Here is a 21,877-nt window from a genome sequence, read left to right as displayed (position 1 = left end):
TTGTTGAGCAATGAAAAAAGGGCTGTTCCAAAAGTAGAAAAATCTACTTTCAGGACAGCCCTTCTCTTATTTGTACCTTATTTCACTTCAATTGATTTAACTGTACCATTGTCGCCTTTTACTTGTACATATTGACCAACCTTTAGCTGCGAGGAGTCACCTGTGATGACTACACTTGGATCAATGCTGAATGTTGTGACAACTGCCTGTGAGTTTTCATATCGAGTAATGAGAGAAACCGTCGTCAATTTCGCCTGATTGTTGAACGTTAATGTATTAATAATTCCGTTCTCCGTGAAAGCTGTACTAACAGGAGCCGACTTCGTTACTTCAATAAATACGATACGATTGAGATACGTACGAACGAGTACCTCATCCCCTGCTCGGAGTGAGCTCACTGGCGATTTTTTATCATCTCGGAAAATAAACACATTCGAGTCTAATGCTAGTGAAATCTCCGTGTTATCTCCTTTAACAACCGTCAACTTGCCATCAGCAGGAGCTGCTTTTAGCTTGCCTAAAATGGCTTGTGCATCATGATTAGGCATTTCCGTATCTGTGCGATCGAGAAGCGCTGCCAGCTCTGCACGGGTTACTGGTTGATTAGGACGGAACGTTTTTCCATTCTTATCATTGTAGCCGGTAATAATGCCTTTCTTCAAAGCAAGAGCAACATAACCTACAGATCCAGCAGGGATCTCTTTTGCATCCTTAAAGTCAAGCTTCGTATTATTGAGCGCCTTCGCTTCGTCTTCCAGTTTAAGCGCTTTTACGAGAAGAATCGTAGACCATAGTCTTGTCGCGTTTGCTTCCGGTTTCACTTCTGATTCAGTCTCAGAGAATAGATCGTTCTCCAGCGCTACTGCAACGTAACCAACAGCCCAAGGGTATTTTTTTGCGATTTTATCCCCATCATTAAATTGCAAGTCCGTTTTCATTTTATCTGCTGATTCCGCTTGTGAGCGAAGACCCATCAATCTGACAGCAGCAGTCAACGTTTCAATACGGTTGATTTTCTGATTCGGCTTAAATGTACCATCCTCGTAGCCAGTAAATACGCCCTTCGACGCTAACCGCATAATGTATTCCATAGCCCACTTCAGATCGTCCTCATCTTGAAATTGCCATGTTACTTTATGTTTATCGTCCTTGTCATACTTGTCATCCTTGTCCTCATGACGGCCTTTATCATCATTACGATCGCCATCATGCCCTTTGCCTTTACCGCCATCTGCAAAAGCTGACGTCGCACCGCCTGCAAGCATTAGCAGCGCAAGCGAAGAAATTGCTGTCTTTTTCCACATTGTTTGTTTCATCAAGAAAGCCACACTCCTTTTTCGATTGCGGGTTTTGCCGCATTTTTTACCTTCGCCCATATGTTTCGGGAGAGGCTGATCGATTTAAGAGGGTGGCTTTCAAAATAAATTTTTATGATTGTTCCTTATCGGCCTCGCGTTTAGCCTTCAACCACTTAGGAGCACCTTTGTTTTTGCCTTCGCGCTTTCGCTCCACTTTCTTAGGAGCAGGCTTCGCTGCTGGCTTTGGTTTCGGCGGAGCAGCTACTGCTTTCGTCTCTACAAGCTTCGTTTGTTTCGGAGCAGCAGCTGCACTTTTGTTCTCTACAGCTCGCTTCGTTTGCAACGCTTCTGAGCGATCTGCAAGCTTCGCTTCATGGCGAGCCGCAAACGGTTTTGTTGCTTCTCGCAGCTCTTCCTCGCTAAGAAGCTTTCCTCTGAACATCGTCCGTTCTGTCAATTCGATGCCCAGCTGCTTGCGGAATTTCTCCATAATAAACAGCTCCTGCGGCGTGACAATGGAAACGACTGTACCAGGACGTCCCATACGGCCCGTTCGTCCTGCACGATGCACATAATGATCCGCATCCGATGCAGGATCAAGCTGAATGACGAGCGGCAGACCTTCAATATCAAGGCCTCTAGCCGCAACATCCGTAGCTAGCAGCAGTTGGCAGCGACCCTCGCGAAAACGTGTCAATGTTGCTGCACGGCGCTGTTTATCCGCATCCCCATACAAAGCCTCAACAGTAAAGCCTTCATAACTTAGCTTCGATTCCCAGTTGGAAATGTTGTCGGTATCATTTAGGAAAAGCAGAGCAGAGGCCGGGTTCAGCAAGCGTACAAGCCTTCTTGCCGTATCGGTTTTATCACGCTTATCGCTAACGATAAAGTAATTATCGATCGTTTGTGATACGGTATGCTCCGGCGTAACCTGAATACGTTCCGGGTTTTTCATCCAGCGTCCTTCAAAACGAGCCATTTGATCCGGATATGTCGCGGAGAAAAAAGCAATTTGGTGCTCTTTACCGACACTATGCAAAATGATCTCGACCTCTTTTGTCGACCCGAGCTGAAATACTTGATCCGCTTCATCAACTACAACATTTTTCACATCATTCAGCTTGAGTTTGCGCAGCTTAAGCAATTCGTGAATTCGCCCTGGTGTTCCAATAACCAGCTGCGGGCGCAGCTTCAATTTCTCTACCTGCCTCTTTAATGCTGCTCCGCCAATCAATTGCTGAACGCGAATGTTCAGCGGCTCCGCGTACACTTCTGCTACACGAACAATTTGCATCGCAAGCTCCTGAGTTGGAGCCAAAATAATCGCTTGAATCGCGCTTGAATGCGAATTCAGCTTCTGAAGAAGCGGCAGCAAATACGCAAGCGTTTTACCTGTGCCCGTCTGCGACCTCGCTGAAACGTCGCTGCCTCCAAGCAATATCGGAATCGTATTTGCCTGTACATCCGTTGGTTCAATAATTCCATTTGCTGTGAGCTTATCCGACAGCAGTTCATTAATTCCTATTTCATACCATGTGTGCTTACTCATTTTTAATCCTCTCTCATTTAAACCTTTATTTTCGATTTAACATACCGCCGAATAGCCGATCAATGGTTCGCGGCAGCAATTGATATAGTTTAATACCAAAAGCTGCGGTTTTCGGCAGGTCAAGCTCGGCTTTTCTCCGCTCGATTAAACGAATGATTTTTTTGACTACATATTCTGGCTTCATCATAAACCAATTGACATTTTTAACGTAAGAGCCGGAAGGATCAGCCAGCGAGAAAAAAGGCGTATCAATTGGACCTGGATTAACCGCAGATACCTGAATTCCCTGCTCCCGAAGCTCCATGCGAAGTGCATTAGTAAAGCCAAGCACAGCATGCTTTGTGGCTGTGTAGCTGGTTGATTTGGCAGTGCCTATTTTGCCTGCTAAAGATGCTATGTTTACAATATGTCCGCTTCCTTGCTTCACCATATGAGGAACAACTGCCTTCGTGCAGCGTACGATGCCTAGGTAGTTCGTGTCCATCATTTGCTCAAAGCTTTCCACATTCATGCTCATAAAATTCTCGAATTTGCCGTAGCCAGCGTTGTTCAGCAATACATCTATTTTACCATATTCCGCAATGACAGCTTCTACTGTTCGCTTCACCTGTTCATTATCGGTCACGTCCATCTGATAGAACGAGCTTTTCCCCTTTATTGCAGCGGAAATCTCCTTTAGCTTCGAGATGTTGCGTCCAGTCAAAACTGGGATCGCCCCCCGCTCAGCCAGCATTTTAGCCATTAACGCTCCGATTCCGCTTGATGCACCGGAGATGAAAATCACTTTGCCTCTTAACATCCATCATCACCCATTTACAATTTTACTTGATTGGTATTGCAGACGCAAAAAAAGCTCCCTAAGGAGCCATTTCTATGCTAAGATGCGATTAAAACTTGGATGTCGAGTTCTCCAATACCTTCCATTATCAGTGGAATCGTCAACGCTTTTTGTGCGGTGAAGCCAGCTGATTGAGCAGACTGGATAACCTTCGGCGGTGTAATATCTACTCTCACCCCTTGATTAAACAGCATCGTACTCGCATTTCCGCTAATCATATTGCCAAGCTCAGAAATAGCACTCTTCACGATTTCGTCGATTTCAGAAATTACGTATCCGCCCATCATCGCAGAAACCATTTTCATAGCTACCTCTTCGCTAAGCCCGAATACAATGTCACCGTTCATCTGTCCGTTGAGTCCAATTTGAATCCAAATATAGTTCTCTACAAACTTGATATCCTTGAGACCTAGTTCTCCAGTCGCTGGACGTATTTGAACGACTTGCTCAATCACGATTTTTGCAGATTCAAGAAACGGGTTAATGTACTCTGCCTTCATAATGAAGATACGCTCCTTTTCGACAAAATTCGCGCTTTGTCTTGTTTAATTTATATTATACTTAATTCACTAGGACAAGTATACTATAAATAAAATATATGTATCTTTAGAACTATATTTTAAAACGAAATCTGTAGAATATTGATAGGAATGGAGGTCCTCTTCTATGCCTAACGTATGGGCTCACTTCATTTTTGGACAACTTGTATTCGAGCGGCTTGGCGAATGCGCACTAATTGAATCAGATGAGAAAAAAAATATATTTAACATGGGATGCCAAGGACCTGACTTTTTGTTCTATCATCGTTTTTTCCCTTGGCAGCGCAGCATAGCCTTAAATCGTTTAGGAACGGAAATGCATAACCGCAATTGCGGACCGGTACTTGTCGAAATGCTGGATAGTGTCGTCGGCAGACCCGCCTGCCCTAAACGTCCTGATTCTTCTATCCTATACACACTAGGATTCGTATTGCATCACATTCTTGATCGTAATCTTCATCCTTATGTATTTAGCAAATCGGGCTTTCGCAAATGGGATCATCAACGTTTTGAAATTATGATGGATACGATAATAGCGCGTGAGCTTTGGGGTATTGAAACGTGGAAAACTCCAGTCTGGAAGCATATCGATACGAAGGGAGCATTTCCTGCACCCGTAGTGGACGCTTTCGAGTCAATTGCTGCCCTTTATTATGAAGAGCTGGCCCCGCTCATTAAACGCGAGGATTGGAACCAAGCGAATCGTGATTTCACTGCCGCGCAGCGTTTATTCCATGATCCGACTGGCATACGAAAAATACTAACTTTTGGGCAAATCGAGCCTTTCACTTATAAAAGAGGGGCTATGCCCTTTGACGTATTAAATGTAGAGGAACAGCCTTGGCTTGATCCAGTGGACGGCGCCACCTATCACAATGAGAGCGTTTGGCAGCTATGGAATCAAGCGTTAGATGATGCTGTTGAGGTTGTAAGCGCTATCCTCATTTGGCTAAGAGCCTATGAGCAGCCGCAGTTTACAAAAGAGGAGCGTTATCGTGTACGTCTACTGCGAGAAGACGCCATCGCCCTTATAGACAATCGTTCCTATGAAACTGGACTTCATTGCGACTTTAATACTACGATCCGTTTTGCAGACACGGTTTGGACTGACCAAATCGGAATTATGAAGGCTCCTTAAGTAATGAAGGAGCCTTCTCTTGTCTTTCTTTTTCTAAAAAAAATTATACAGCCTTACTTGTCAGGCTTCTTCTAAAACGCAGCCTTATGAGCCTCAAGCGCTCATAAAGGACATCAACAGGCTTATTCAACTGCGAAGCTTCCAAAGTGCCATATACTTGCTGCAATACCGGCTTCAAATATTTATCGCCGACCAGCGAGAGAGCATCCCATACGAGCTGCTGCTCATCATCTGGCATCTCTACGAGCTCCCGCGTAATCAGTGATTCCATATCGTAACCCTCTTGTTCTAATTGCTCGATTCGATCCATTAATTCGCGCCTTGACAGCTCTAGCTCCACGCCAAGCTGTTCAAGCGATCCACCCTGCTGTACCGCCGTCAAAATATGTTTTTTTGCCTGTTGGCGATCCATCTGAGATTTATATTTTGTTTCCTTTTGTTTATAAAGCCACTGCGTATAGGCGATTGAGTCTAATTTGACACTTACCCATTGCAGCGGAAACTCGGTATCACGATTAGCCTCACTTGTAATCTCCAGCACTTCCAGTCCATAGGATGCATGCTTGGCGCTTCCCCAACCGGGAATTTGTGCTAATTCATCTGCCGTCTTCGGAACGAAGGCGCTGATCATCCACAACATGCGATTAGTAGCGACAAGATAAGCCGAACGCTTCTCAGCAATTGCTTTCGTACGCCGCCATTCACGAAGCTTCTGAAAAAGTTCTTGATTGGCATGAAGCTCGCCGTAGCATTGAAGCATAGTTACAAAGCTGCCAGTTGTAGAACGGCGATCGTCCAGCATGCCATCGATAATAGGCGCGTACCCTTCACCCATGACCCTTGCAATTCCATGACGGAATGCCACAATCATTTCCTCCCATGACGTTCCTTCAAACCAAGTGATCGGATCTTCGCTCTCCTCATTCAGCTCCACCCACAGCACTGCCCAAATGCCTTGATTCTCACAGATAGATAGCTGCGCGTTATCAATGCGCTGGCCTTCTCCAAGCTTCTCGAACGTGTTCAAAAATACGATTTGCATGTTTCTCATTCCTCCAATAAATAGATGTGGTCGCGAATCGGTTGAAGGCAAGGAAAGCGTCCGAACAATTAGGGAGAATGTCGGAAAACAACAAAAAGCACCTCCTCTGCCTACGGCAAAGGAGGTGCTTCCTCACGTTTAATGATTCGATTGCTTTCATGCTATCATATTGATTTCTTTATTACAAGCATTTTGTTGCTGCAAAATCATGCTCTCAAACTTCCTTAATAAGACCAAACCTTTAATAATTACAGTACTCTATAAACTTTCTAGGGTAGGAACTCTGAACGATACAAGGTAAAGTTTTGGTGAAGTCAATTTCTCAGGCATTTCCATGCAGTGAAAATTTAATATAAGGGGAGTAATACAAGATGTCGACGAAGCTGGGAACGGGTGCTTTTTTCACAGGGAACTACCGAAATTTGTTTAAGCTGTACGGTTACAGCCAAGAAGAAATTGGGAGACGTGTCGAGGATACTTGGGACAACCTGTTCGGCGGTAATGAAGATACGCGAATCTATTACGAGGCTGGCGGCGATATGGGGTATCTGTTAGATACCGGAAATATTGATGTACGCACCGAAGGCATGTCCTATGGCATGATGATGGCTGTGCAGATGAACCGCAAAGATATCTTCGACCGCATATGGAAATGGACGATGACTTACATGTATATGAGCGAAGGTGAAAATGCCGGTTATTTCGCTTGGTCATGCAATACCGATGGCACCAAAAGATCATACGGTCCCGCGCCCGACGGCGAGGAATATTTTGCGCTTGCTCTCTTCTTTGCATCACACCGATGGGGTGATGGCTCTGTTCCTTTTAATTACGGTGATCAAGCTCGGAACCTGCTCCATAGCTGTGTGCATAAGGGTGAAAATAACGACGGTTACCCGATGTGGGAGCCTTCCAATAAATTAATCAAATTTATTCCTAATTGCGACTATTCCGATCCATCCTACCATTTGCCGCACTTTTATGAGCTGTTTGCGCTGTGGGCTAATCCGGAAGACCGCATGTTCTGGAAAGAAGCTGCAGCTGCAAGCAGAGATTATTTGAAGCTGTCATGCCATCCGGTTACTGGACTAGCACCCGAGTACGCCTATTACGACGGTACACCGAACAACGAACGCGGATATGGTCATTTTTACAGCGACTCGTACCGTGTAGCCGCCAATATTGGCCTCGATACGGAATGGTTTGGCGTCGATGCGTGGCAGCGTGAGGAAGCAAACCGGATTCAAGCTTTTTTCTCAGGTATTGATCCGTCTGATTATAGACGTTATACGATAGCTGGCGAACCATTTGAAGAAAAATCACTCCATCCCGTCGGGCTGCTTGCCACAAACGCGATGGCTTCGCTTGCCAGTTTCGAAGGACCGCATGCCAAAGCTTCTATTGATTTATTGTGGAACACACCGCTTCGCACCGGTGACCGCCGCTATTACGACAACTGCCTCTATCTGTTCGCCATGCTTGCGCTTAGCGGCAGCTTTAAAATTTATATGCCTACTGTATAGCGTTTTGTCTCATCGCAATTGAAAAAGAACGGTCACTTCTCCTGAATCGAAGGTGGCCGTTCTTTTTCTCCTTACGGATTCTCAGCTTTAAACGCTGCTCGCTTCTCTTCCATTACTTCCTTGCCGCCAATTTTCATATAATCCGCTACTTCCTTCTCGTAAACCTTGTCAAAATCCGCTGGTTTCGCAGTTAACACTTTAACAAATATTTCGTCGTCCTTTTCCTTCAGCGTTGTAGCGTACTTGATCTCCGATTGAATCGGCGTCACTACACGAGGTTTAATGATGCCATCCTTCGATCCAGTCGCGATGCTTTCCACCGTAAAATCCTTGAAATTCGGATCGGACGCATTAGCCGTAATGTTCAGCAGCTCATCGGTTGTACTGACATATTTCCCGTTAAGAATGATACAGTAATCAAAATAGTTATATAAAGTCTGCTTCGCCTGATCGTTATCAAGCGTAAATGGAACGCCATCCTTCATCTCATATGTTACGCCTTCCGTACCGTTCTGAAGGGCAATAATATTGTCCGTTTCAGCCATCCAATTCAAATATTTAATTGCTGCTTCCGCATTTTTACTTGCTTTTGGTACCATAATGTATATGCCATTAGGCGAATAAATAGGCTTTGGTGTCTTGCCGTCCGCGCTTGTGAACGGATCGATTAACGCCAGCTTTGCATTCGGATCATTCTTTTGCAGCTCTGCGTAATAGCCCATATAAACCGGCTCGTTGGTATTTGTTGTTGCCGAACCAATATATCCGTTCAGCAGGTTCTTCTGGAACTGCTGCGTATCCTTGCCCATATGGAGCGGAAAATCCGGATCCATAAGTCCCTCGTTGTACATCTTATTCAAGAAGCGGTATGCTTCCTTATTGCCCGGAATGAGCCACTCCGCTGATGCATAAAGATCCTCATCTGCGATTTTGTCCCATTCCCAGAACGAATATTGAATCGGATGCATATGGAAATAGTCGATCTGCCCATACGGAATCGCTTTATCACCGGATTTGCCTGGCTTTTTCTCTTTAAAAGCCTTCATCGTCTCATAGAACTGCTCCGTTGTTTTCGGCAGCGGCAACCCGAGCTCATCCAACCAATCCTGCCGGATAAAAGTCGAGCTCTGAGGCTGCAGAACGCGCTTAGCTGGAATCGTATACTGCTTGCCATCGAATACACCGTAGCTGAGCAGCTCCTCACCCAATACTTCCTTCAACTTTTGTCCATGCGCATCCATCAGCGGACCTAGATCTGTCAGACCGCCGTTTTTTACGTATTGCTGTACCGTCGGCTGGTCATAAGTAAATACGATGTCAGGAGCCTGATTCGCAGCCATAAGCACGTTCAGCTTGTCTACCTCCTCTGAGCGAGGAACCGTAACGAATTCGACAGTAATATTATTCGGTTCGCCAAAATTTTTCTGAATGTATTTGGTCATGTCGTTGTCGGTAATTTTCGGAGCGCCTGCCGGTGTATTGTTTCGGTCAAACAGCTCGATTCGAAGCTTAATTGGATCTCCCTTCGGCTTCTCGGTTGCTTCAGAGCCTGAATTGCTCGGTTTATTGCTTGCAGCTTCCTTTTCTTTGACAGGCTCCTTATTTCCGTTTCCGCTGCTGCACGCAGACAGCATGGATGTGATCAACAGCACTGCCATAAAGATTATCGTGAATTTACGCCTTGCTCTCCTCAACGCATTCAACTCCCTTTTATCATTTTTTTAATCTATAGCAACTCCATGAAACGGGAGCTTTCGGCTCCAGCCTGTCTGGGAGTGACTATCAACCTTTGACGGCACCGATCATCATACCCGAAATAAAGTAACGCTGAAGCGCCGGATAAACGAGCAAAATGGGAATGGTAGCGAACATGATCGAGGCAGCTTTAAGACTTTCCGGAATCGGTACCGAGGCATTAAGCCCCTCTGCTATCGCCATATCGTTAACCTGGCTGTTGATGACCATTTCGTACAGCTTCAATTGAAGTGGATAAAGCTCCGAGTTGGTAATGTACAACAGGGCATCCATAAATCCGTTCCACCTGCCCACTGCGTAAAACAAGCTAAGTGTGGCCATGACCGGAAGCGACAGCGGTAGGATGACATGCCACAATATTTTAAAATGGTTGGCTCCGTCCATCCGCGCCGACTCTTCCAGCTCTACTGGAATGGAGGAGAAAAAGGTCTTGATGATGAGCAAATAAAAGGCATTCACCATCCCCGGCAAAATGAGCGCCCAGATCGAATCAAGCAAATGCAAATTTTTTACGAGCAGATATTCCGGTATCATTCCTCCGCTGAAAAACATCGTCAGGACGATAAGGAGAAGAAAAAAATTTCTTCCCTTTAGGTTAGGCTTCGTCAAGGGATAGGCTGCCATAATCGTCATCAGCATCGATATAGCCGTGAACAAAACAACTAGTCCAATAGTAAAAAGTAAGGAATGGATCATCGCTGCATTGCCGAAAACAGCCTTGTAAGCGGAAAAATCGATTTCTACGGGTAGTATCGTAACTTTTCCTGATAGAATCGGCCCGTTGGCGCTTAACGATAAGGCAAAAATATGAAGCAGCGGCAGCAGGCAGAAGAGCCCCGCCGTTATGATTACGACCATGATCATTGCATCTACGATTTTGTCATTTCCATACGCTCTCATATCTGCCCTCCTACCAAATGCCTTGATCATTAACTTTTCTGGAAATATAATCGGCCGACAGCAGGAAAATAAGACCTACAACCGCTTGGAAAAGACCGATAGCCGTTGCTATTGTATACCGTGCGGACTGAATTCCGATTTTGTATACATACGTGCTGATAACCTCAGACACATCGGTGACGAGAGGATTGCTAAGTACAAACGGTCTATCAAATCCAATGCTGGCCATATGTCCAATATTAATAATGAGAAGAATGATAATTGTCGGCTTGATGCCCGGGAGCGTGATGTGCCAGATTTTACGCATTCGGCTTGCACCATCTACATCTGCCGCTTCGTAAAGATCCTTGTTAATTCCCGTTAACGCAGCGAGATAAATGATCGTTCCCCACCCGGCACTCTGCCAAATACCTATTCCTAAATATGTAAGCACCCAGTAAACAGGCTCCGTAAGGAAAGGAATGACCTTCATCCCTAACGACTTCAGCAGATTGTTGACAATCCCGTTATTGGTCGCAAGCAGTTGAATAGCCATCCCGCCGATGATGACCCATGATATAAAATGAGGCAAATAAAGAATCGTCTGCGCGCCTTTTTTGAACCATTTTATACGAAGCTCATTTAACAGTATCGCTAGTGCGATTGGAATCGGAAAACTTACGACAAGATCCAAGAAATTGAGTAGAAAGGTGTTGCGGAGCGCATTGTAAAAACCATCCATCTGAAATACTTCCCGGAACGTTTCGAAACCGACCCAGGGGCTTGCTAAAATGCCTTGAAACATGTTGTAGTCCTTAAATGCAATGACGACGCCCAGCATTGGTGTGTACTTAAAAATAATAAAATACGCCAAGGGCAGAAGCAGCAGCAGGTATAACTGCCAATCCCTGTACAGCGCTTTCATACGAACGCGCGGCACGGTTTTGACCTTCCTCTGACGTTCCGTTGCAATCTGCATGGATGACCTCCTGACTCTTATTGGAAGCAAATATTTCGGCTTGGTTCCAAATGTAACACGTGATTAAGAAATCGAATATTAACAAGAATCAGAGGCTTAACATAATCGGAAATCCCGCTATTCACGCGGACTTTACCATTTTCCGACGATTAACCTTTACGGAAGTAAAAAGAAAATCTGCCGATTAATTCGGCAGATTTGTTGCCATTCATTCGTTTAACCGATAAATGGTTCGATATTCACCTGGCGGTAGATTGAACAATTTTTTGAAAGCGCGGTGGAAGGAAATGACGTGTGTATAGCCTACCTGTTCTGCAATCCATTGGATAGGCTCATCTGTTTCAAGCAGCATGTTCTTCGCATGTGCGAATCTTACCTTAAGCAAATAATCGATAAAATTTTCGCCAAGCTCCTCTTTAAACAAATGACTAACGCTTCTAGCGCTTAGACCAAACTTCTCGCTGACTTGAACGAGAGACAAGCTCGGATCAGTGTAATGCTGGTCGATGTATTCCTTCGTTTGGAGGGCGATCGTATGATTTTTGCCATTCAGCCTTTTCTTATCCCTATCGCCCGCAAGTTCAGTCAAAACAGCCGTAAGCTGAATCTCAAGCTCGTCGATCGTTTCAGCATGCTGGGCGATTTGCCTGAACCTGCTTCGGTATTCGCTGCTCCATATCGTCTCGATATCACTTGGCAATGCTTCCATATCTTTCTCTAGCTGGCGGATTAAATTATGAATGAACGCTTCAATATCCGCGCGCGAGATTAACATGCCTTTCAACTTAAGAAAAATTCGGCTCAGCTTAATCTCCCATTGCCCGTCGTCCATCCGGCAAGAGCGTGACAGCTCCAATATGGATTGAAAGCAAAGAAGTGTCTCTCCTGTTTGTTTTGTATATCTTAACCGGTTATCAATTACGCTGTTTGTGCCAAAAACAGCTTTGTAGGATACATTCTCAGCAGCGCTGTGGTAAGCGGCCGCAATATTATGAATGGAATGGACGAAGTTCCCAATTCCACAAGATACGGTTAACTCCAAATGCTCGTTCATCCACTTGCGGAATTCTTCGCATACTTGTACCAGCCTATCTTGAATGGACCCTGAGCTTTGCTGTAGAAGGACAACAAAAGCCATTCGCTGAGGCTCTGTCCATACGTGTTGGATCTGAAATTCCTTCTGCTGCATAAGCTCTCGAAAAGCGGATTCAATAAGAAATTTCAGCAGGTTTTGATCACTGGCTTTATATTTATCAGTAAATGCGGCAAAATGGTCAATTTCTAGAGCAATGACGCCAAGCCATTCATAGGAATGCGGCAAGCCTAGTGCCGATGCCTGATTTTTCCATTCCTGATCGGTCAGCATGGATCGTCCAACAAGCAGCTCCTGAAGGAGATTCCGTTGTCGAAGCAGCAAATCCTCTTTATGCAGATGCTCATAATCAATCGATTTCTTTAATAAATGATCAATCGCGGTTTCGATAAATTTGAACTCGTTTCGGGGCAGCTTAATGCCAAGCTCTTGGCTTTTGCGAGCCGCATATCCGTCGATTTTACCCATGATGGTCTGGATCGGCTTGTAAGAGACATGCGTAATAAAGGTAAACCATACTAAGGCAAGTATGATGATGATAAATACGATAATAAACCACATGTTGGAAAACAAAGAGAGGGCGGAAAATTCGTTGGCATGCTCGCTGTCTGCATAGAATTGCCAACCGGTGTATGGGGAGCTGGCATAAATACCGCCTTCCTTGGCAGAAGGCAGAGTGGATTCAAACGGCTTCTTCTCCCAATCGAGAAGTTGAATCGTGCCGCCGTATCCATTGAATTGATTCATAAAATCGATGATGGAGCTTACATTAAGATTGACGACCACCGCTCCCTGCTTATCAGACGCGAATGGGTAAGCCTTTAGCAGTGAAACAACCTTGCGAGTGGAATCGTCTAGGATAGATTGACTATACTCTCTTGGGCTCGTCCAGCCTATTGCAGCCGATCTTGATTGATGCGAATCGAAAAAAGGCTTGTCCTTAAACGCATCGAGCTTGACCATCCCTGCTTCGGATAATACTTTTCCAGTATGATCACTGTAAATATAAATGGAATTAACGAACGGCAAAGATGAGGATATTTCAACTAACTTTTTTTGAATTACGAAGTAATCATACAGTGACTTGGGCTTTTCATTAAAAAAGGCTTGCAGCGTTTTGTCCGTCTGCATTTCCCTTACCACATTGCGCTCAATCAGCTGCAAGTTGGCGTCCACATTTTGCATCGTCTGCTCCACGATCGCTTGATTCGTTTCCAAATACTTCTTCTCAGACGAATGATTTAATGTTGAAAAAAACAAAAAGATAACTGATGAAATAACAAAGAAAAATATCGGTGTATACGACAGCATCATCCGGTAATACCAGTTCATCTTCAAATGAACCAACCTCCCGTCCATTTATGAAGCGCTTACAATTAGAAAAAAGTTTCTAGTTTCTGCTTCTAGCCGACCTCTACCTGCAAAGGAAAGAAACCGCGATTACGCGGCCTCCTCCGTGCAGTTGTTGATTATGCCTTAGTCCATGAAGCTAGCTGCCTGTCATGTTCGGCGTATTCACTGTATCTGTCCTTTACTCCGCCTTTTTCTGTGTTCCCCTCCTGAATGTAAATACGGTGCTTCATCGTTATTGCATCTCCGCCTGGCAACAGCTTTCCGCCACAGAAATGGAAATTCGCAGGTGTGAAAGGGCCATAATCACGGACAAACCATTGAGAAGCAAAAGTTTCATTTTCTGGATGGGAGAAAACCGCAATACCTGCCTCGGTGTACTGCTTGACCACTTCATCTCCGTCTCGCTGCATGCTGAGAAACAGTTCACCGCTGTAGTCAATGACTGTTCACATCATCGTGTCCCCACCATAACCCGTGATGATGAAGATGATCGTCCGGCCCATCATGGATCAGTGTCTTTCCATGCGGTCCGATTAAGGGGTAAAAGTAAGGTTTCGCACTCGTAGCCGCATATAGGTACCGAGTAAAAAGTTTACCCTCAATGCTTACGACAACTCTCGCATTATCTTCCTGATGATCTAGATACACCCCAGGCAGCTCGCTCCAAGTACGTCATATCGGATCCGCTCCTATTTGCTTTCTCCGCTTACCGTAATTTGATTGCTGCTGAACGCTGCAACGGAGTTTTTCTTCTCATAGAAGTGAGTCGCTGACGCCATAATCCCTTCTCGTGTATAAAAAGGGCTGTCTGGTCGAATAGGCAGCTCTACAGTTGTCCCTGTGCTGGAAGCTTGATAAATAGCAGTAATAAGCTCAAGCGTTTTTCTTCCTTCCACTCCCGTTACGAGTACTTCGCCGCTGCCGTTTTCAATCGCGGTTATAACATTATCCAGCTGACCCTTGTGCCCTACGTAGGTTAAGGAAGCTGTACCGTCTGCAACGGCAGCAATTTGCCGCTCCAATTCCGGGTTTTCTATAGGAAAACCGTTTTCCTGTGCAGATGAAGCGGTTACCTGCCATGGCATCGATACCCGCGCTTTCTCACCTTGGAAAATAAGCTTTTGCTCTTGTCCGTGATGAACGACGGAGCTTGTGATTTGAGCAATCGCTCGCGGATAAGACAAAATCGCTACCGACAAATCCTCAACTTCTGCATTATCATGGGAAGTATTAGCCATAATGGCCGTCACTTTATCCGGCATCCCCATCATCCATTGGAACATATCGATATGATGTACGGCATGGTTCAGCGTACAGCCTCCGCCTTCCTTCTCCCAAGTTCCGCGCCACCACAAATCATAATATGTATACCCTCGCCACCAAAAGGAATCAACCTGCGCATGCACGATTCGTCCTGCAAGCCCAGAATCAAACACGCTCTTAAGCTTCATGACCGCATCGCCAAATCGATTCTGGCTTATGACGGAAAGAATTTTTCCTGATGCGGCAGCGGCTTCGTTCATTCTATCGCATTCAGCCAGCGAAGATGCCATTGGCTTCTCGACAATGACATGTTTTCCTGCTTGCAGGAAGTCTACCGAAAGATCAGCGTGTGTATAGGGCGGTGTGCAAATCGAAACCAAATCGATATCATCACGCGACAGCAAATTTTTGTAATCGTTTACAATTTCACAATTCAATTGAAACTTCTTTTTTTTGTCCTGCGCGCTTGCATCAATAATATCGTATAAAGCAACAATACTGCAGCGGTTCCCAAGTGCCAGATAAGCTTCGATATGAGCAGACGATATAGAGCCGGTTCCAATAATCGCAACACGAATCATATAATTCCATCTCCTTAGTCATTTTTCTTAACTGATAATACTAGTATACAATTAATTCAGACAAGTGCATATGCCTTTTTAATATGAGTATATATTGCAAAATCAAAAAACAGCCGACACCTCCTATGAGGCTGCCTGCCGTTTCATTGTACATGATTACTTAAAATACGCGGGGTGTTTCTCTTTCAGCTCATCCTTCTCCAGTTGAAAACGATTCAAATGCTCATGCATCACTTTTTCCGCCGCATCTGCGTCCTTGTCCTTAATTGCCGCCACGATTGCACGGTGCTGGCTCAAAATAATATGCCAATCATCGTTTGCAGCTAGGCGCAGCATCCTCACCCTCTGGTAATGGGCGCTAAGCTCTTGAAGCAGCTTCCATGTGCGGAGCTTCCCACATCCGATGATAATCGTTTTGTGAAACTCATCGTCGAGCTCAAACAATCGCTTATAGTTTTTTTCTTCGATACAGAGCTCTTGCAGGGCAATCAAGTTTAGCAGCTGCAGCACTTGTTCAGCCTTAAGCTGCTCGCATGCCAGCCTGACGATTGTACTTTCCAGCGTTTCCCGCACGAAGCGTGACTCTTCCACCATATCCAGATCAATGAGAGAAATAAATGAACCTCGCTGGGGTATCGTTTCAATAAGTCCCTCTTGCGAAAGCTTCACGAATGCCTCTCTGATTGGTGTTCTGCTCACCTTCAACATCTCGATTATATCTTTTTCTGAAATAAAACGACCCGGCTCCAGTTTCAAATCCAATATATCTGCTTTCAGCTTATCGTATACATAGTCACGAATAGATCCTTTTGCATCACGCGACGATTCGGAATTGTAGTTCATATCATTGTATCCCTCCTGATGGCACTGCTATTACTAATGTACCATAGCTTGTATAAACTGCAATAAGCCAAAGCAGAACATAATATTGTATAATGATTGTATTAATGAATTGGAGGCTATACTTTATGCTGTTGCCTGATTTTGATTTTATGTCCGATTCCACGGAAGAAACGTCTACAAGATACGTCACTTTTATTGGACCTAGCTTGAAGCGATTCGACCTTGCAATTACTTCCACTAGCCGTTTTTACGGCAAAAAACTAATTACTGACCTTCAATTTGGCAAAACAGCGATTATCGGTCCTGATGACCTTGAAGAGGAAGGTTATCTTGAACATACGTTTAAGCTGACAGAAGAAGAGGCGGCTGAGCTCGCTCAATTCTTATACTTTGTTGTTGGAACGGTGCATTTTACCGATTAATCAGGGTACACTGAAATGGTAAACTAATACCATTTGAGAGGAGTCTGCTGATGGATCGATTTGTTCCTGAAAATCGCCAGCCCTATACAGATGTATCAACAGTAGAATCGCAGCGCAACGATCTCATTCCGGAGGAGTTTCCGGATGGACCGTATGGCTCTGATCTGCTGATGGAATCGCTAGGAAAAAGTACGCCTTGGAGAGTGGATCAGCGACCATCCAATCGCTTCGCTTATGAGAATCGAGCGCTTCATGCAGGAATGCCTCGTGACTATCCAGGTGAAGATGAATACGACCATGATTTTCCTGAAGTACATGATGAACCTTAAACCAAGCAAAAACGCCTTCGGCGTCCTTAGACGCTGAAGTAGCTTTGACGGTGAAATATAAGATAAGTATGAGAAAATTATATACTTTCTTATATTTAAACAAAGCCCTTGGATAACACGTCGTATCACGTGTTTCCAAGGGCTTTTTTCCAAGCTTATTTATACGTTGGTTTATGCAGGATTAAGCTCTAGGTCATCTTCGTCACCGCGGTTGAATGCTTCACGATCGAATTCGCCTTCGGAATCTGCTACAAGCAATGCAGTAACCGTAGTACCCGTAGCATTAACAGCCGTACGACCCATATCAATTAGAGATTCAACAGCAACAACGAGTGCAATACCTTCTAGCGGTAAGCCAACTGCTGTCAAAACAACTGTTGTCGAAATGGAAGCTGGACCTGGTACGCCTGCTACACCGATTGAAGAGATTACACTAACAAGTACGATAAGTACATAATCTGTTGCAGTAAGCGATACACCGTAAACTTGTGAGATGAATACTGCTACAACAGCCGGCCAAACCCCGCCGCAGCCGTTAAAGTTCATCGTAGCGCCAAGCGGTGCTACAAAGCTCGCGATTTTTGGTGAAATGCGAAGGCGCTTCGTAATAACTTCAAGATTGACCGGAAGCGTTGCAAAGCTGCTGCGTGTTGTGAACGCTACTGCTACCGTAGGATATGCTTTTTTGAAAAATTTCAAAGGATTAACCTTAGCGACAAAAGATACAAGGCCGCCAAAGACGAATACAAAATGCAAGAGCAATGCGATATAAGTTACAAGAATCAACATGGCAAGCGGTTCGAGTGTTTCCCATCCGTATCTAGCAGCCATAACTGCAATCAAGGCATACACACCATACGGTGTAAAACGAAGAACGAACTTAACAACCTGGTGCATAATTACGGTTGCCGATTGAATGAACGCTTTGAACGGTTGAACGGAATCCGGATTTTTTGCTCCTACCTTAACGATTGCGATAGCAATGAATAATGCGAAAATAAGAATTGGCACTACTTTACCCTCTGCAGCATCGTTAATCGGATTTGAAGGCACTTGATCCAATATCACTTTGAAAAAGCTTGGAACTTCACGCGCTTCAAAATTTTCAGGTGTTTTAAGCTCGAAGCCTGCACCCGGATTAATAGCAGATGCTACTAGAAGTCCGATAATCGCGGCTACACCTGTCGTTGCAAGAAACCAACTGATCGTCTTAACGCTTAGCTTGCGTAGAAACTCAAGATTCGTAATCGAGATAATACTGTTAATTACGAGAACAAATACGAGCGGAATAACGATCATCTTAATTAAATTAATATAGATGGAGCCAATCGTACCTACGCCCTCAGTATCTAGTTTAAAGTTGTTAAAAATAATACCTGCCACAAGGCCAAGGCCAAGTGCGACCAATACTCTCGTTCCGAAGCTTACACGTTTTTTGGCCATAAAATAAAGACCGCCAAGTATTATTGCTGATACAACTAAACTGATCCAGTTTGTTTCAATTGCTGTCAATAAATTATTTTCCATAATACAACAATCATCCTTTCTGTCTATACCTTATGATTAATAGCAAAAATTAACTCTTAAAATCAATTCCGTTTTAATTCCGATAAGAATACTCTACTTTGCAGAAACAAATATATCATCGTTCTCAAACTTATGTCAATATGATTTTTCCACAGCTTCCAGAGAAATATTCGTTTAGCTTTTTGGAGTTTCGATACTATAAATATGTAGAGCTCTTTCAAGTATTACTTCGCACAAAAAAGAGACGTATAACAACCTTTTGCATCCGGTTGTATACGTCTCTTAGTGGCGTAACTTCAGTATAAGTAGTTACTCCGTAATTTCAAATTTTGGTTTAACATTGTTGAAATCAAGATTTTCTCCACTAACCATAAGGCCCATGCCCCAATCAAAATGAGTATTTACAGAAGGCTTGTCGGCTGCATCACGATATTGGAACAAAACGTTTCTTCTCGTTCTGTCACTGCGGTTAACATCCGATCCATGAATCGTCAAATAGTTGAAGAACAGGACATCCCCTGCTTTCGCCGGGCAAAGCGTTCCCGATGAAATTGGATATTCCTTATGGTTGAGATAATGTCTTCCCACATGATTCAGCGGTCCTTCCAAATGAGAACCTGGGATAACCGCTAAGCAGCCATTTTCTGAATCGGCATCATCAAGATGAACACTTGCAGCAAGCATCGAATGGTCGTTATGAGGGAAATAAGGGTAATCCTGATGCATAGGAAATGCTGCTCCGTTAGCAGGCGGCTTCACAAGCATTTTGGAGTGATGGAGCTGTACGTTAGGACCAATTATTCCATTCAATACAGATACCATATTCGGATGAATGACTGCCTTAGTAAAAGAGGCATCATGATAATGCACATCATGGAAGCCTTTCAGCACAAGCTTCTTAAGCTGCTCCGGCGGCAGAAAATCTCCTTGCCATGCGTGGTTATGATCAGCCTGAGCAAGCGCCGCTCGTTGAATGATCCGCTCAACAGCTGCTCTCATCTCAACTACCTCTTCATTGTTAAACACGCCTCTAACTAGCAAGTAACCATTTTCTTTATAAAATTGCACATCTTCATTAGTGATCATGTTCATTCCCCTTATCGTATAATTAATGTGAATATGGTTTAATTATAGATAGGATATAGTGCAATCGTATTTACCTGTTAACGACATAATTTTGCATTATTACGCCATAGGAGTTGATCGTTCAAATGTACGTTTGGTCAAAAAGCGAAGAACGCTTGAATCGATATGCAAGATTGCTGCAAGGTGAGAGCTTGACCATCCATGTCTATTACTGGGGAGCGGTGCCTAAGCTCGTCGCAAACGCTGTTCATAAGCACTCATTTTTTGAAGTATGTTATGTAGCTGGTGGAACGGGGATTTATGAGGAGGGCGGAACGGCTTATCCTCTGCATGAAGGCGTGCTTTTTTGCTCGCGGCCAAATATCCGTCATCAAATTAAAGATGTAGACCAATTGGATTTATTATATGTTGCCTACGAGCTCGATGAGAAGCTTTCTAAGCCGGATGAATTCGAATATTACAATCAGTCTTTAAACAGCGGCCCGATATGGATGGAAAACCAGCAGCATTCTCCAACCGCTCATATTTGGAAATCGCTGCTCATTCCAAGCGAAGAAATGTTCGCTGTGCCAATCGCCTTGCTGAATCAGCTGGCACATGCCTTGATCCTAACGTTTCCTACGATTGTAGGCGGGAGGAACAAAAATACAGAAATCATTTTGCCCGCTTCCAATGCAGCTATCCTCATTAGCCGCGCAAAGCTGTACATACGCGATAATTTAGGCGCTAATTTGAGCTTATCGGAGGTTGCTCGCTACATTAATGTGTCGGAGCGCCATCTATCTAGACTTTTTTCACAAAGCGTTCATGAATCGTTCTCCATGCTTGTTAGACATGAGCGAGTCCGCGTGGCGGAGCAGCTGCTATCACAAACAGCAACGCCGATTAAAACCATCGCTGAGCGCTGCGGCTTCTCATCCGTACATTATTTCTCTCGAACGTTTGCCGAAGCAAAAGGCATTCCTCCAGCTGCCTTTCGCGAGGCCAGCCGCAGAAATACCGATGATGACTAGTTGCATCTCTGCATCATTAATTATAGGTCATGAATCGTAATCTCGCTTCTGACCATAAACCTTGCGTTAACGCCTGCTTGACCGATGCCTTTGGAAATGTAAAAGGTGCCATCCTTATTGTGATGAAGGCCTTTGTAGATTCCTTTCACGGACAACGGGCCCTTTGGCTTAAATGCAAAAAAGAACGGCACGTTCAGCTGCTTCCCATGCAGATGACCGGCCATCAAATATTGAAAAGGACGATTAATTTTTAGAACGACATTAGGATCATGAGTCATAATGACGACAGGCTTGCTATCATCAATACCTCTAAATGAAGGTAAGATTCGGCTATGATGAGAGCAGTCATCGTCGATTCCGACAAGCTGAAAATCATCGAGCATGACATTCTCGTTACGCAGCACCTTAATCCCATAAACGCCAAATAGATTGAGCAAATTCTTTAAACGCGGAAGCTCATAATCATGGTTTCCGAGCACTGCATAGACAGGTATTCCGCTGTCAGCTATAGCTTTAAGGTAATAGCCTACCCGCGTCAAATAGTGTTCTTTATACGTATAATCGCCGGTCAGAAAAATGTAGTCAGGCTGCACGGAGGCAATGACATGCTGAATTCGCTTTGCGCTTATGCGCAGCCTGTCTACATGCAAATCGCTTATTTGCAATATGCGTTTGTTAATGCCAATGGGATGTGTAATTTTTTCGATTTTTAACCACTGGGTTGGGAGGATAAAGAGCAGGTACAAGAGAAGCACGGTTATTCCGAGCGTTAGTATAATAGCCAAATGTGTCCTCCTAATCATTGAAACCAATTCTGAATTAATCTA

General features: G+C 44.4%; 20 protein-coding genes. 5 read left to right on the top strand and 15 right to left on the bottom strand.

Annotated features, from left to right (window positions below):
- Positions 1 to 77 precede the first annotated feature (77 nt).
- The 4 genes from MHH56_RS08790 to MHH56_RS08775 all read right to left on the bottom strand — a co-directional run bounded on the left by MHH56_RS08790 (position 78) and on the right by MHH56_RS08775 (position 4,185).
- Positions 78 to 1,316: an S-layer homology domain-containing protein gene (locus tag MHH56_RS08790; protein ID WP_339209537.1), complete on the bottom strand. Its 1,239-nt coding sequence runs from the start codon at positions 1,314 to 1,316 to the stop codon at positions 78 to 80.
- Between the two features lie 112 nt (positions 1,317 to 1,428).
- A complete protein-coding gene (locus MHH56_RS08785; RefSeq protein ID WP_339207777.1) occupies positions 1,429 to 2,847 on the bottom strand; it encodes a DEAD/DEAH box helicase in 1,419 nt (472 codons plus the stop codon).
- Between the two features lie 25 nt (positions 2,848 to 2,872).
- Entirely contained in the window at positions 2,873 to 3,646 is a 774-nt protein-coding gene (locus tag MHH56_RS08780; RefSeq protein WP_076267828.1) for an SDR family oxidoreductase, read from the bottom strand.
- Positions 3,647 to 3,723: 77 nt separating this feature from the next.
- Positions 3,724 to 4,185: a chemotaxis protein CheX gene (locus MHH56_RS08775; RefSeq protein WP_054028542.1), complete on the bottom strand. Its 462-nt coding sequence runs from the start codon at positions 4,183 to 4,185 to the stop codon at positions 3,724 to 3,726.
- A 166-nt stretch (positions 4,186 to 4,351) separates the two neighbouring features.
- Between MHH56_RS08775 and MHH56_RS08770 the strand changes: the two genes are divergently transcribed.
- Positions 4,352 to 5,362, top strand: a complete 1,011-nt coding sequence (locus MHH56_RS08770) for a zinc dependent phospholipase C family protein (RefSeq protein WP_339207775.1) — start codon at positions 4,352 to 4,354, stop codon at positions 5,360 to 5,362.
- Positions 5,363 to 5,405: 43 nt separating this feature from the next.
- Here the strand turns inward: MHH56_RS08770 and MHH56_RS08765 are convergent, their stop codons facing one another.
- The gene (locus MHH56_RS08765) at positions 5,406 to 6,404 is read right to left on the bottom strand and encodes an HRDC domain-containing protein (RefSeq protein WP_339207774.1); all 999 of its coding nucleotides are present in this window, start codon (positions 6,402 to 6,404) and stop codon (positions 5,406 to 5,408) included.
- Between the two features lie 371 nt (positions 6,405 to 6,775).
- Here MHH56_RS08765 and MHH56_RS08760 point away from each other — a divergent pair, with 371 nt between their 5' ends.
- Complete coding sequence (locus tag MHH56_RS08760; protein WP_339207773.1) at positions 6,776 to 7,927, top strand: glycosyl hydrolase family 8; 1,152 nt, start codon at positions 6,776 to 6,778, stop codon at positions 7,925 to 7,927.
- Between the two features lie 71 nt (positions 7,928 to 7,998).
- Here the strand turns inward: MHH56_RS08760 and MHH56_RS08755 are convergent, their stop codons facing one another.
- The 7 genes from MHH56_RS08755 to MHH56_RS08725 all read right to left on the bottom strand — a co-directional run bounded on the left by MHH56_RS08755 (position 7,999) and on the right by MHH56_RS08725 (position 16,673).
- On the bottom strand, positions 7,999 to 9,585 hold the full coding sequence (locus tag MHH56_RS08755; RefSeq protein ID WP_339207772.1) for an extracellular solute-binding protein: 1,587 nt from the start codon (positions 9,583 to 9,585) through the stop codon (positions 7,999 to 8,001).
- Positions 9,586 to 9,709: 124 nt separating this feature from the next.
- Complete coding sequence (locus MHH56_RS08750; RefSeq protein ID WP_339207771.1) at positions 9,710 to 10,582, bottom strand: carbohydrate ABC transporter permease; 873 nt, start codon at positions 10,580 to 10,582, stop codon at positions 9,710 to 9,712.
- Between the two features lie 10 nt (positions 10,583 to 10,592).
- Complete coding sequence (locus tag MHH56_RS08745; protein WP_339209535.1) at positions 10,593 to 11,486, bottom strand: ABC transporter permease subunit; 894 nt, start codon at positions 11,484 to 11,486, stop codon at positions 10,593 to 10,595.
- A 262-nt stretch (positions 11,487 to 11,748) separates the two neighbouring features.
- Positions 11,749 to 13,965 carry a helix-turn-helix domain-containing protein gene (locus MHH56_RS08740; protein ID WP_339209534.1) on the bottom strand — a complete coding sequence of 739 codons (2,217 nt, stop codon included), beginning with the start codon at positions 13,963 to 13,965 and terminating at the stop codon, positions 11,749 to 11,751.
- A gap of 137 nt (positions 13,966 to 14,102) precedes the next feature.
- Positions 14,103 to 14,396 carry a DUF6807 family protein gene (locus MHH56_RS08735; protein WP_339207770.1) on the bottom strand — a complete coding sequence of 98 codons (294 nt, stop codon included), beginning with the start codon at positions 14,394 to 14,396 and terminating at the stop codon, positions 14,103 to 14,105.
- 279 nt (positions 14,397 to 14,675) lie between these two features.
- Entirely contained in the window at positions 14,676 to 15,830 is a 1,155-nt protein-coding gene (locus MHH56_RS08730; RefSeq protein WP_339207768.1) for a Gfo/Idh/MocA family oxidoreductase, read from the bottom strand.
- A 156-nt stretch (positions 15,831 to 15,986) separates the two neighbouring features.
- Positions 15,987 to 16,673 carry a GntR family transcriptional regulator gene (locus MHH56_RS08725; RefSeq protein WP_339207767.1) on the bottom strand — a complete coding sequence of 229 codons (687 nt, stop codon included), beginning with the start codon at positions 16,671 to 16,673 and terminating at the stop codon, positions 15,987 to 15,989.
- 125 nt (positions 16,674 to 16,798) lie between these two features.
- Between MHH56_RS08725 and MHH56_RS08720 the strand changes: the two genes are divergently transcribed.
- Positions 16,799 to 17,095 carry a DUF3055 domain-containing protein gene (locus MHH56_RS08720; RefSeq protein WP_179089790.1) on the top strand — a complete coding sequence of 99 codons (297 nt, stop codon included), beginning with the start codon at positions 16,799 to 16,801 and terminating at the stop codon, positions 17,093 to 17,095.
- Between the two features lie 50 nt (positions 17,096 to 17,145).
- Positions 17,146 to 17,424: a hypothetical protein gene (locus MHH56_RS08715; protein ID WP_339207766.1), complete on the top strand. Its 279-nt coding sequence runs from the start codon at positions 17,146 to 17,148 to the stop codon at positions 17,422 to 17,424.
- Positions 17,425 to 17,595: 171 nt separating this feature from the next.
- Here the strand turns inward: MHH56_RS08715 and MHH56_RS08710 are convergent, their stop codons facing one another.
- Together MHH56_RS08710 and MHH56_RS08705 are read right to left on the bottom strand one after the other, a co-directional pair.
- A complete protein-coding gene (locus tag MHH56_RS08710; RefSeq protein WP_076267838.1) occupies positions 17,596 to 18,951 on the bottom strand; it encodes a dicarboxylate/amino acid:cation symporter in 1,356 nt (451 codons plus the stop codon).
- Between the two features lie 309 nt (positions 18,952 to 19,260).
- Entirely contained in the window at positions 19,261 to 20,037 is a 777-nt protein-coding gene (locus MHH56_RS08705; RefSeq protein ID WP_339207764.1) for a phytanoyl-CoA dioxygenase family protein, read from the bottom strand.
- A 125-nt stretch (positions 20,038 to 20,162) separates the two neighbouring features.
- Here MHH56_RS08705 and MHH56_RS08700 point away from each other — a divergent pair, with 125 nt between their 5' ends.
- Positions 20,163 to 21,050 carry an AraC family transcriptional regulator gene (locus MHH56_RS08700; protein WP_339207763.1) on the top strand — a complete coding sequence of 296 codons (888 nt, stop codon included), beginning with the start codon at positions 20,163 to 20,165 and terminating at the stop codon, positions 21,048 to 21,050.
- A gap of 20 nt (positions 21,051 to 21,070) precedes the next feature.
- Here MHH56_RS08700 and MHH56_RS08695 read toward each other — a convergent pair whose 3' ends face one another.
- Positions 21,071 to 21,835, bottom strand: coding sequence for a metallophosphoesterase (locus MHH56_RS08695; protein WP_339207761.1), 765 nt, complete (start codon positions 21,833 to 21,835; stop codon positions 21,071 to 21,073).
- Between the last annotated feature and the right edge of the window lie 42 nt (positions 21,836 to 21,877).

Source organism: Paenibacillus sp. FSL K6-3182 (assembly GCF_037976325.1).
GTDB lineage: Bacteria > Bacillota > Bacilli > Paenibacillales > Paenibacillaceae > Pristimantibacillus.
The sequence above is the reverse complement of the archived record's forward strand: the minus strand, read 5'-3'. Positions and strand labels throughout refer to the sequence as shown.